General features: G+C 32.9%; 10 protein-coding genes and 1 pseudogene. All 11 read left to right on the top strand.

All coding sequences use genetic code 11. The features are described from left to right. Nucleotides 1–153 precede the first annotated feature (153 nt). The 11 genes and pseudogenes from MKX66_RS10035 (at nucleotide 154) to MKX66_RS09985 (ending at nucleotide 11,884) form a co-directional block, all read left to right on the top strand. Entirely contained in the window at nucleotides 154–2,457 is a 2,304-nt protein-coding gene (locus MKX66_RS10035; protein ID WP_326996466.1) for a glycoside hydrolase, read from the top strand. A gap of 358 nt (nucleotides 2,458–2,815) precedes the next feature. Then, nucleotides 2,816–3,817 (top strand): LCP family protein, encoded by a 1,002-nt coding sequence (locus MKX66_RS10030; RefSeq protein WP_002189306.1) that lies wholly within the window; start codon nucleotides 2,816–2,818, stop codon nucleotides 3,815–3,817. A gap of 162 nt (nucleotides 3,818–3,979) precedes the next feature. After that, a complete protein-coding gene (locus tag MKX66_RS10025; protein ID WP_326996467.1) occupies nucleotides 3,980–5,227 on the top strand; it encodes a hypothetical protein in 1,248 nt (415 codons plus the stop codon). Nucleotides 5,228–5,240: 13 nt separating this feature from the next. After that, nucleotides 5,241–5,930, top strand: coding sequence for a response regulator transcription factor (locus MKX66_RS10020; RefSeq protein WP_002189311.1), 690 nt, complete (start codon nucleotides 5,241–5,243; stop codon nucleotides 5,928–5,930). Beyond that, nucleotides 5,927–7,288 (top strand): sensor histidine kinase, encoded by a 1,362-nt coding sequence (locus MKX66_RS10015; protein ID WP_002189312.1) that lies wholly within the window; start codon nucleotides 5,927–5,929, stop codon nucleotides 7,286–7,288. The genes MKX66_RS10020 and MKX66_RS10015 overlap by 4 nt, the downstream gene beginning before the upstream one ends. Nucleotides 7,289–7,389: 101 nt before the next feature. After that, complete coding sequence (locus MKX66_RS10010; RefSeq protein WP_002189313.1) at nucleotides 7,390–8,211, top strand: peptidoglycan-N-acetylglucosamine deacetylase; 822 nt, start codon at nucleotides 7,390–7,392, stop codon at nucleotides 8,209–8,211. A gap of 14 nt (nucleotides 8,212–8,225) precedes the next feature. Then, a complete protein-coding gene (locus tag MKX66_RS10005) occupies nucleotides 8,226–8,882 on the top strand; it encodes a YkyA family protein (RefSeq protein WP_326996468.1) in 657 nt (218 codons plus the stop codon). A gap of 207 nt (nucleotides 8,883–9,089) precedes the next feature. After that, a pseudogene (locus tag MKX66_RS10000) lies at nucleotides 9,090–9,242 on the top strand (MerR family transcriptional regulator); the annotation flags it as partial. 32 nt (nucleotides 9,243–9,274) lie between these two features. Continuing rightward, the gene (locus MKX66_RS09995) at nucleotides 9,275–10,432 is read left to right on the top strand and encodes an RNA-guided endonuclease InsQ/TnpB family protein (RefSeq protein ID WP_002189317.1); all 1,158 of its coding nucleotides are present in this window, start codon (nucleotides 9,275–9,277) and stop codon (nucleotides 10,430–10,432) included. Between the two features lie 157 nt (nucleotides 10,433–10,589). After that, complete coding sequence (locus MKX66_RS09990; RefSeq protein WP_002012374.1) at nucleotides 10,590–11,270, top strand: MgtC/SapB family protein; 681 nt, start codon at nucleotides 10,590–10,592, stop codon at nucleotides 11,268–11,270. A gap of 77 nt (nucleotides 11,271–11,347) precedes the next feature. Beyond that, nucleotides 11,348–11,884 carry a GNAT family N-acetyltransferase gene (locus tag MKX66_RS09985; protein ID WP_061675411.1) on the top strand — a complete coding sequence of 179 codons (537 nt, stop codon included), beginning with the start codon at nucleotides 11,348–11,350 and terminating at the stop codon, nucleotides 11,882–11,884. Nucleotides 11,885–12,103 lie beyond the last annotated feature (219 nt).

The raw sequence follows: 12,103 nt of genomic DNA, 5'->3' as shown, positions 1-12,103 counted from the left end.
AGTCTGCCTGTATTACATATTTTCTTTAAACAGATTATAGTAATACGTAAATTTTTTTTGCTCATAATAGAGCTAGCATAATGCTAGCTCTATTATTTTTTGCCATATTCCTGTAACAAACCTCCTGTATATTCAGTGGTGGAGGTGCAGAAGATGAAAAAAATGATAGCGATATGTCTTCTTACAACATTGTCACTTTCGACTTTAGTCGGGTGTGATGTAAAAGGTAATGATGCTTTACAAGAGTCTAAAATAAAGAAAGCGACGTATAAAGATTTTACTTACGATGTAAATCCTGAGACTTTTACGTTAACTGTAGAACATGATGGTGTAAAAGAACAGGCATCACAACCGTTACCAAAAATGAAGGTATCGAATTTGAAAAAAGACAGGGATCATACATCATGGGAATATCCGGATCAAAAAGTAAAAGTAAATTTAGAAAAGAAAAAAGACCACTTAAATATTGAAGTGGAATCGACTGGTGCAGAAAGTTTTACATGGCCAAAAGTGCAAGCTGAAAATTATACACTTCCGTTATGGGAAGGTAAGCAAATTCCGAGTAATGATGAGAATTGGAAGAAGTTTTTAAAGGATGATGCATATTCATTTGCTGAATCATTTTCTATGAAGTTTTTTGCATTAAATGGTTCTAAATATTCGATCGTATATATTGCGAACAATATGTTTAATAATGAATTGAAATTTCATTCAGATCCGAAAATAGGGTTTGATTTTATACATGAATTCCCGAGTATAAATAAAAATAAAACATATGGATTTCAATTATATGTGACAAATAATGATGCAGTAAGTATTGCTAAACTGTATAAGGATAATATTGCTCGAAAAGGTGAATTTAAAACATTACAAGAAAAGGCAAGAAAAAATAAAGAAATCGAAAAACTTTACGGGGCAGCTCATTTTTACTTTTGGAATCAAAATGGTTTATCAGAAAGTAACGTGAATTGGCCGAAGCTAAGAGAGCAAATAAATAGCCCGGTGTTTAGCCATATAAAAGACCTTATTCAAAAGAATAGTTCAGAGCCTGGGGAATTGAATGTATTTGAGCAGGTGAGTAAACAAGACTTTATCGATAAGTACCAAAAAAATGTTATTTTACGCTATACAAACGAAGTATTATCTATGAAGGAATTGTATAAAGAGGATATTTTCCCGAAAGTTAATCAGGAAGCTAGTGTGTTATTAAAGAAAGGTGTAGATCACTTATCGAAGACAGAGCTGTATAGCTTAAATAAACATTTATTAAAGTCAGTACTCGGTGATGCAGTTGAAGAAGTAAGTAAATGGGGTAAAGCAGATGGAACGGATATAATAAAGGAAATGAAAAAAGTAGGGATAGACAAAGCGTGGATTGGTCTACCGAACTGGGAACAAGGATTTATGCAGCCTAATTTCGTTACAGAAGCTAAGGAAATGGGATATTTAGTTGGTCCGTATGATTCTTACCATTCTATTCACGAAAAAGGTGATAAAAATTGGAACACAGCTTCTTTTAATGACCCATCGTTATATGAAGAAGCCACTGTAACGAAGAAAAATGGTGAGAAAGTGCAAGGGTTTTTAGGGAGAGGCCGAAAATTAAATCCGACATTATCACTTCCTAGTGTAAAAGAACGAATGAACGATATATTACAAAATGGCCCTAAATATAATTCATGGTTTATTGATTGTGACGCGACGGGCGAAATTTATGATGATTATTCAACAAAACATTTAACGACACAAGAACAAGATTTACAAGCAAGATTAAAACGAATGGATTATATTGCACAAGAAAAAGGTATGGTAGTTGGCTCTGAGGGCGGAAATGATTTTGCAAGTAGTACGATTGCATTTGCTCATGGAATTGAAACACCAGTTATTAAGTGGGACGATGAAGATATGAGAAAAAATAAAACAAGCCCGTATTATGTCGGTGGATATTGGTCACCAAATCAAAATGTTCCAGAAAAATATGCAAAACAAGTACCGTTAAAAGAAGAATATAAGCAAGTATATTTAAATCCAGTATATTCGGTGCCATTATATAAACTAGTATACAATGATTCGGTTATTACAACGCACCACTGGGAATGGGGAAGTTTGAAGGTAAAGGACGAGGTTGGAAATCGTATGTTATATGAGTTATTGTATAATGTTCCTCCGTTGTACCATTTAGATGAAGTAGAGTGGAATAAGCATAAAAAAGAAATTACAGAGCATCTGAAAGTTTGGAATGAAGTTCATGAAAAGGCAGTAAAAGAAGAAATGACGAACTTTGCATATCTGTCAGAAGATAAGCTAGTACAATCTACTTCATATGGAAAAGATATTAAAATCATTGTGAATTTCTCAAATAAAGATGTAGAAATAGAAAAAACGAAAATAAAAGCAAAGTCAGCTTTAATTAATAATAATGGGAAGCAAATGATATACACACCAAATGAGAAATAATAAAGTGAAACTTTAATCAGTGGGGGATTTATCCCTCACTGATTATTAGTCATCACCAATCAAGATGGTACGGCACAAACTTGACTCTTTATTCTTGCTAAATTGTGAGGTGAAAATCTTACTACCTGCAAATAACAGAATAATAAATATGTAAATTCGAATATTCCGAAGTATTGGATTTTTTAAGTTGATAAATAGTGACTTGCCAAAAATAAGCACAAGAGTATAATGTGAAATGGAATACATGTTGGATTCATGAAGTAACCTTACAAAAATGTAAGGTAATTGAAAGGAAATTCAATATGAAGATTAATAGACTTACATTATACTAGGGAAAGAGAAAGAGAGGCGAATGGGTATGAGCTCTGAATTAGAACAAAATACGAGAAGCAATAAAAAACGTTCTAAACGAAAGTCAATAAAATGGTTCATTTTAATTCCATTTTTCCTACTTATTTTTGGAGGAGTAGGATATGGATCGTTTATATATAACAAAGCAAAAGCGGTTGTAAGTGATGCATATGCAAAAATTGATAAGTCATCAAAAAGGGACAAAGAAGTGGAACCTTTAAAGGATAATATTTCGATTTTAATCATGGGTGTAGACGGAAGTGAAATGAGAAAAAGCCAATACGGCGAAGCAGTTCGGACAGATGCACTTTTATTAGCGACAATTAATAAAGATGATAAATCCGTTAAATTAGTAAGTATTCCGCGTGATTCACGCGTTTATATTCCATCTAGAAAGAAATTAGATAAAATTACACACGCACACGTATTTGGCGGTGTTGAAAGTACAAGAGATACAGTGGAAAGATTTTTAAATGTTCCAGTTGATTATTATGTGAAGTTTAACTTTGAGTCATTTGTACAAATTGTAGATTCAATTGGTGGTATTGATATTGATGTACCGGTTACTTTCACAGAACAAGATAGTAAAGACCAAGCAGGTATGATCCATTTAGAAAAAGGTTACCAACATTTAAATGGTGAACAAGCCCTTGCACTTGCTAGAACGCGTAAAATTGATAGTGACGCAATGCGTGGTCAAAGGCAACAACTTGTAATTGAAGCAATTGCGAAAAAAGCAATGTCTGTTCAATCAATTAGTAAAATGGGCTCTTTACTTGATGCAGTGGATAACAACATGAAAACAAACTTAACGTTTGATGATATGCTTGCTATTACGAAAAATATGGCTGGATCTGACCTGCAAATGGAAAAAATGCAAATTGAAGGTACTGATAAACGTATTGGTGGTATTTATTATTACAGTCCAAACGAAAAAAATGTAAAAGATATTTCAAAAAAATTAAATGATCATTTGGGTATAACACCAAAACCAGCTCGAAACGAATAGTAAAAAAGATTGGCCTTTGCCAATCTTTTTTTATGGAAATATAGTTGTAACTTTTCTGTAACGATTTTTTATATTAGAAAAACTATACTCATATGTATGAGAATATTGGAGAGGCACATAGTATAAAAAATACTTAAAATTTGTAGTAAGGAAAGATATCATATGCAGAAATGGATAAGCATTTTGGGAATCATTTTTATATTGACTGGATGTAAAATGTCTGAAGCTCCAACAAGTTTAATGGGAGCTCCTGCAAATGAAAAGTGGATTAATGAATTAAAAGAGCAAATAGATAAAGATTTGCCAGTTAATTATCGGTTGCTTACTCCAATGTCTAATAAAGATAAACAGATGATTTGGTCAATGGATTTTAAACAAGATAATAAGAAAGAAGCGATCGTATTTTATAAAGTACCGAATGAAGATCGGAGTATATATTTAGCTATTTATGCGGAAAGCAGCAATGGCTGGAAATTAAAGTCCACTCATACATTTGATGGTGAGAATATAGATATCGTTAAAGTCGGTGATTTTACAGGGAACGGGAAGCGAGAGTTATTAATTGGAATCTCTGTAAGTCGTGAATCTTTAGAACATGTAATGTATGTCTTTTCGGAAGAAAATGATGATATGAAGGAGATTTATAATCGGCAATATACGAAGTTATTTATAGAGGATTTAAATAAAAATGGCCTTAATGATATAAGCCTTGTTACTTATAAAAAAGATGAGCAATTGAAAGTTGAGTTCATTGAACAGTTTAACACTATGTCTGAAGTTACATTTGATCCATATATAAATAGTATCCAACGAATACAAATGGGACGTATTTCTAACAAGTCAAAGGCAGTTGTAATTGATGCAGGAGTTGGGGCTCATTCAGGTATAACATATGTAGCAAAATTTGATCAGGATCATTATGAGGGGCTGCCTATAGACGGGAAAGAAGATTTATTCAATGATTATGTTGTGGAAAGTAAAGACGTTAATGAAGACGGCATTATTGAATTTGTTCGTACTGTGCGTCCAAAAGGTTGGGAGGAGGTATCGTACGGAGAGAGCACGATGTTTGAGCGTTATATACAGTGGAGTGAAGAGGGAATTAAACTGATAGAAGAAAGATATGTCAATATAGAGAAAGGTTATTTTGTCAAAATCCCTCAAGCGCTAATTGGAAAAATAACTGTCCCAGTTCAGCAAGAAGCACCGGATGTTCAAAAATTTATAGATGTAACTACAAATGAAACATGGCTTGAAGTCCATATTTTTAAGCGGAAAGAATGGTTCAAAATAAAAGGATACGAGGCAGCAGTTAAAACGGCTTCTCATGTATATGCAGTACCGAAGCAATCAAAATTTGAAAAGGTAAAAGCATATATAAAACCGCTAGCGGATTATCAACAAGAGTAGGGAGGTGGGAATTATGTCAACAATTTTAGTTTTAGAAGATGAAATACCAATCCGTAGCTTTATTGTCTTAAATTTGAAACATGCTGGATTTTATGTATTAGAAGCTAGTACTGGAGAAGAAGCGTTACAGATTTTAAGTGAACATATTGTTGATGTAGCGTTACTTGATGTTATGTTACCAGGGATTGATGGTTTTCAAGTTTGTAAAGCTATCCGAGAAGAAAATAAAAAAATGGGTATTATTATGTTAACCGCACGTGTACAAGATGAAGATAAAGTACAAGGGTTAGGAATTGGTGCAGATGATTATATCGCAAAGCCGTTTAGTCCAGTAGAGTTAACTGCACGTATACAATCTTTATTAAGAAGAATAGAAGTACATGAAGAAAAAACGAATACAATCACGTCTGGTCCGTTTTCGTTAAATATTATAGAAGAAAGATTATATAAAGGTGGACAATTAGTTGATTTAACCCCTACAGAGTACATGATATTACAGTATTTAATGAATCAGGCTTCAAAGCCAGTCTCGCGTGATGAAATTCTAAATATGATTTGGGGAACCAATTACGTAGGCGAGACGAAAGTAGTCGATGTAAATATGAGACGATTACGTCAAAAGATAGAATGTAATCCGTCAGAACCAGAGTTTATCCATACTGTGTGGGGAAAAGGATATGTGTGGAAGGAAACTATAAGATGAGACGGAAAGTGACTTTATATTTTATGACGGTCATTACACTAATGCTTGTATTATTTGAAGTAGCATTTTCAGTTTCTATTTATCGATATTATTATAACGGCATTGTGCAATATGTTGAATCTCATGCAAAGACCAGTACACGTTTTTTCTCGGAATACAATTCACTATATTTTATTCGTTTGCAAGAATATAGCGGAGAAATAATTGAGAGTTTCCAATTAGAAGGAACGGAATTACAATTGATTGATCGTCACGGTACAATTATACAATCGTCAAGTGGGCAAAAGGTTGAAGGTAAAGTGAGTATTCCTTATTCTTTACTAGAGGGGGAAATGTATCACCAAGTTATTACTACGAAAGATAACGTGAAACAATTAGAAGTATTTAGTCCACTTATTCATCAAGGGCAAACTATCGGTGTTTTAAAATATACGACTGTTTTAAAACATGTAAATGCAAAGATTATTGAAATTATTTTGTTTACTATTTCAGTTGGAATTGTCATTTCAGGTATCGTATTCTTAATCAGTAGACGATTGGCGAATTCGTTTGTGAAACCTATCGAATCTATTATTCATGCTTCTTCGCAAATTGCGGAAGGTACATTAAAGGAGCAAATTAAAGAGGATTATCCTGGTGAATTAGGTGAGTTAGCGCATAGTTTAAATTATATGGCCGATAAAATAGAAAAGGCTGAGCAACTGAAAAATGAATTTATTGCCTCTATTTCTCATGAAATACGAACACCTTTAACAGGAATTAAAGGGTGGAGTGAGACGTTAAAAACAGTAGATCATTTAACAGATGAAGAAGTAAAGGTAGGTATGGGAATTATTTCAGGTGAAACAGACCGATTGATTCATTTAGTAGAAGAGTTACTAGATTTTTCAAGATTGCAGTCAAATCATTTTAATTTATATAAACAAAAGGTGCAATTATACGATATACTAGAAGAGACGATTTGGCAATTAACTCCTAAATCAGAAGAGAAACAGATTCATCTAGTTGCTAATTTAGAACGAGTAGAACTAGTAGGAGATCGAAATAGACTAAAACAAGTTTTCCTAAATATTATTCATAATGCTATTAAATATTCAAATGAAAAAAGTACAGTTTACATTGAAGCGACCAAAAGTGAGGGACAAGCCGTGATTAAGGTGACAGATCAAGGTATTGGAATTGCTAAAGAGCATCTACCATTTATAGAGCAGTCATTTTATCAGATTAATAACCATATTGAAGGCGCAGGTATTGGATTAGCTATCGTAAAGAAAATGGTGGAGCTTCATGGTGGTACGCTTAGTATTACAAGTAGAGAAAGAGTAGGAACAACAATTTTGATAAAACTCCCACTATAATTTATATAAAATATGTTTATATAGTGTAATGAAAATAAATAGATGTATAATTATATTGGGTGATTTACATATAAGATTAATAGGGAGAGGAATTCGATAGAATGGAAAAGGCTTTTAAAATTAAACGAGTTGTAGTTGTTTTAATAGCGATTGCAATAGTAGCTATTGGGTATTTCATGTTTCAATCTATTACTTCACCAGCAAAAGCTGTAGCGAAACAAGAAAATGTAGTGCAGCTTGCAAGTGAACAATCGAAAGTTGAAATGAATAAAACGGCACCAAGTCGTTTTAACGGAGTGGAAAGAAAAGTTGCGTATCTTACATTTGATGATGGGCCAGGAAAATATACGGCTGAATTATTAAATATGTTAAAACAGCATGATGCGAAGGCGACATTCTTTTTAATAGGAGCGAATGTAAAAGCGTTTCCTGATTTAGTAAAACGTCAAAATGCAGAGGGTCATTATGTTGGAATGCATAGCATGACACACAATTTTGCGAAGTTATATAAAAATGGCGAATATGTTAATGAAATGAAAGAAGATCAAAGCTTGATCGCAAATATTATTGGAAAATCACCTCAATTAACACGTCCACCATACGGGTCGAAGCCTGGTTTAAATGAAGACCTTCGAAACAAAGTAGTAGAGGGTGGTCTTAAAGTATGGGACTGGACAATTGATTCTTTAGACTGGAAATACAACAAAGTACCAGTCGATGCGGCGGCAGCACAAATCGCTCAAAATGTATTAGCTGGTGCAACAAATCCTCAAGAAGTCATTTTAATGCATGATATTCATCCGCAATCAGTCGCAGCTGTGCCAGCAATATTAAAGGGTCTAAAAGAAAAGGGTTATGAGTTTGAAGCATATCATGAAGAGAATCACTTCCCCGTGAACCTCTGGCATGATAACCGTATGTAATGGAGGAATTGAAGTTGAAATATGGAAAAGTAGCAGTAGTTGGAGCATTATCAGTAGGATTATTATCAGGTTGTTTCGGTGAAAAGCCAGAAGAAAATTTATTTACGGCTTTTGAAGCAGCATCTACACAAGAAAAATCTTTAGCAGATGACACAAAAAAATTAGAGAAGTTAGAAAAGCAAGGACAAGAACTTTATTCTCAAATTTTACAAGAAGGTAAAGAGCATAATGAAGCAGTTTCAAAGAAAATAGAGCAAGCTACTGCAAATGTAGACGAGCGTGAAAAAGTATTGAAAAACGAGAAGGAACAGTTAGAAAAAGCGCAGAAAGAAACGACATCCGTTCAAAATGATATTGAAAAACTCGAAGATAAGAAATTACAAAAACAAGCAAAAACAGTAGAAGAATCGTATAAAAATCGTTATAATGCCTTCCAAAAGATGAATGAGAATTACACGAAGGCGTTAGCGACTGAAAAAGAACTGTATGAAAAATTAAAAGTAAAAGAAACGAAGTTAAAAGAAATTGGTGAAAAAGTTAAAACTGTTAATGAATTAAATGTGGAAGCGCAAAAGGCGAAAGAACAATTTAATAAACATACAAAAGAGTATAATGATAATAAGTTAGCATTTTATAAAGATGCACAAATTAAAATTAAAGAACAAAAATAAAGAAAGATCTTAATTGTAATAAAAAGCCGGGGAAACATTGTCAAAAATGTTTTTTCGGTTTTTTACTTTAAATGAATAGAAAAGACTGGAATTGATATCATAAAAGAGTTATAGTGAAATATTCGAAGGGAAACATTAGGAAGTAAGGAGATCAATACAGTTGTATAAAACATACGCAAATGCAGATGAATATGTTACATTCTACCTATGAAACAATATAAATCAAAAGAATTCGCTGAAATAATCAATGTGTCTGTAAGAACTTTACAGAGAAGGATAACGAGGGTGTATTGACTGCTTACCGAAACCCTAAAGGAAGAAGATTTTATACAGATAAACAGTATAAAGACTATATGGGGATTCAAGAAGAAAATACCGGAGGATAAAGATTTATGAAAAGAGCATATCTAATAGAAATCCATCCGACAAAAGAACAAATACCTCGAATAAATCAGACTATTGGTGTGTGCAGATATGTTTACAACCTGTATATCTCTAAAAACAAAGAGTTGTATGAAGCCGAAGGAAAGTTTTTAAGTGGGTATGACTTTTCAAAATGGTTGAACAATGTCTATACAAAAGAATGTGACCAGTGGATAAAAGAAGTATCAAGTAAAGCTGTAAAACAAGCGATTATGAACGGGGATAAAGCTTTTAAGCGATTTTTTAAGGGTTTATCTAAATTTCCACGATATAAGAAAAAGAAGAAGCAAGATGTGAAGTGCTATTTTCCTAAAAACAACAAAACAGATTGGACAGTAGAAAGGCATAGAGTAAAAATCCCCACAATTGGTTGGGTAAGGTTAAAAGAATATGGGTATATTCCCAAAAATGCGATTGTAAAAAGTGGAACGATAGGTAAAAGAGCAGGAAGATATTTTGTATCCGTGCTTTGCGAATTGGAAGAAACAGAAACGAAGCCAACTTTCAAGCAAACAGGTTTAGGTATTGATTTAGGGGTGAAGGATTTCGCTATACGTAGCGACGGTATCGTTCATGAAAACATCAACAAAACAATAAGAGTAAAAAAGATAGAAAAACGGTTAAGACGTGAGCAACGTTCTTTATCGCGTAAATTTGAAAATATAAAAAAGAGAGGTGAAAAATCTGTTACTAACAAAAGAGCGAATATAGATAAAAATATTCTTAGAGTGCAAAAACTACATGCCAGATTAACAAATATTCGATTAGCGTATGTAAAGTCTATTGTAAATGATGTAGTGAAAACCAAGCCAACATTTATTACAGTAGAAGATTTGAATGTGAAAGGTATGATGAAGAACAAACATCTATCTAAAGCAGTTGCGAAGCAATGCTTTTATACATTTCAAACATGGTTATTGGCGAAATGTGAGGAATATGGAATTGAACTACGTCAAGTAGACAGGTTCTATCCCTCGTCGAAGTTATGCTCATGTTGTGGTCAAAAGAAAGTAGACTTAAAACTATCCGAACGAGTATATGAATGTGACTGTGGAAATGTAATAGGTAGAGATTTGAACGCGTCAATCAACCTTTTACAAGCAAAAAAATATACAATACTAACGTAAATAGATTGTATATATGTACGGTGGGCTACATCGGAATTTATGCCTGTGGAGTGTTACAGCAAACTGTAGTAGCGAGTTAGTGGCGAGACAGGACACGCAGAAGCAGGAATACTCTAAGAATGTACATTTGTCTATATTCTTAGTAGCAGAAGGAATTATGTCATATGAATTTTTATTCAAATTAGGTTTAGCACTCTTTTTAGGATTATTCATCGGAATAGATAGGCAGCTAAAGAATAAACCGCTTGGTGTGAAAACAAGTATGGTTATTTCCGTAGCGAGTTGTTTAATTACAATGGTTTCAATTGAATCAGTGAATGTTTATTCTGTACCGGGTCATACAAACATGGATCCAATGCGTCTCGCCGCTCAAATTGTTAGTGGGATTGGTTTTCTTGGAGCAGGGGTAATTTTACGAAGAAATAATGACGTTATTTCAGGATTAACGACAGCCTCTATGGTATGGGCCGCTTCAGCACTAGGTATTGCGATTGGTGCAGGTTTTTATATACAAGCGACGGTTGCTATGATTTTAATTATATTAGCGATTAACGTACTTCCGCAAATTGTGAAAATTGCAGGCCCTTATTCATTAAGACAAAAGGACTTATCTATAAAAATTACCGTAAACAAACATCGAGAGTTAGACGGGATTTTTAAGCAAATTAAAAATTTAAATATGCAAGTGAAACGAGTGAAAATTAAAGATATTGATAATGGGGCATCTCAGCAATTGGAAATGGTCATTTTAGCTCCAGAAGATTTATATACAACTGAATTATATAGTTCTTTAAAAGAAATCGATCATGTTGTTTCAGTAGAAGTTGAAAGTAGATAAAAAGAGTGATGAAAATTCACTCTTTTTTTAATGCATACAAAACATTTTGCTATAATTATTTTCTAAGGGGGATGAGTATGGTGGAGATACATATTAGAAGGGCAATAAAAGATGATATTTCGGCAATTGCAAAAGTGCATGTGGATAGTTGGAAAACAACGTATAAGGGGATATTCTCTAATGAAATTTTAGACAATATAACGTATGACCAACGAGAAAAGCTATGGGAAAGTATATTTCAAAAAGAAGACGGGCATCAATTTAGGTTTGTAGCAGAAACGTTAAATGGTAAAATAATTGGATTTATCGATGGGGGAGTTGAAAGAACAGGTGCATATAATTGTGATGGAGAATTATATGCAATATACATTTTACAAAAATATCAAGGAATGAAGATAGGACAAAGATTATTTCAAGCATTGCTATCGGAATGTAAAAAAGATAATATGCAATCTCTGTTAGTTTGGGTTGTTGCTAATAACCCTTCTAAAAAGTTTTATGAAAAATATAATCCGGAAAAAATTGACACGAAACTTTTAGAAAGACTAAATGTAGAAGAAATAGCATATGCTTGGCGAGATATGGATTGTTTATACAAATCACTATCAATCTAGAAAACGATAATTTTATTATGTAAACTTAATTTACGAGAATGAAAAAATACATCAATTATTATATTGGTGTATTTTTTTGTTGACGGATTAAATGTTTTGAAAAGGTGAAAAGTTTAGCTAGATAAAAAAATTCTGAAATATATCTTGAAATGATTATCATTATCAATTAAAATCATAGTTGATAATAAAATTCAACTGTCAGAAGTTTCACAAAAAAAT

Source organism: Bacillus sp. FSL R9-9530, assembly GCF_038008145.1.
GTDB lineage: Bacteria > Bacillota > Bacilli > Bacillales > Bacillaceae_G > Bacillus_A > Bacillus_A mycoides.
The sequence above is the reverse complement of the archived record's forward strand: the minus strand, read 5'-3'. Positions and strand labels throughout refer to the sequence as shown.

Bases quoted from the DNA above. Each gene is read 5' to 3' on its own strand.
- MKX66_RS10035 (WP_326996466.1), top strand. From the start codon at position 154: ATGAAAAAAATGATAGCGATATGTCTTCTTACAACATTGTCACTTTCG.
- MKX66_RS10030 (WP_002189306.1), top strand. From the start codon at position 2,816: ATGAGCTCTGAATTAGAACAAAATACGAGAAGCAATAAAAAACGTTCT.
- MKX66_RS10025 (WP_326996467.1), top strand. From the start codon at position 3,980: ATGCAGAAATGGATAAGCATTTTGGGAATCATTTTTATATTGACTGGA.
- MKX66_RS10020 (WP_002189311.1), top strand. From the start codon at position 5,241: ATGTCAACAATTTTAGTTTTAGAAGATGAAATACCAATCCGTAGCTTT.
- MKX66_RS10015 (WP_002189312.1), top strand. From the start codon at position 5,927: ATGAGACGGAAAGTGACTTTATATTTTATGACGGTCATTACACTAATG.
- MKX66_RS10010 (WP_002189313.1), top strand. From the start codon at position 7,390: ATGGAAAAGGCTTTTAAAATTAAACGAGTTGTAGTTGTTTTAATAGCG.
- MKX66_RS09995 (WP_002189317.1), top strand. From the start codon at position 9,275: ATGAAAAGAGCATATCTAATAGAAATCCATCCGACAAAAGAACAAATA.
- MKX66_RS09990 (WP_002012374.1), top strand. From the start codon at position 10,590: ATGTCATATGAATTTTTATTCAAATTAGGTTTAGCACTCTTTTTAGGA.
- MKX66_RS09985 (WP_061675411.1), top strand. From the start codon at position 11,348: ATGGTGGAGATACATATTAGAAGGGCAATAAAAGATGATATTTCGGCA.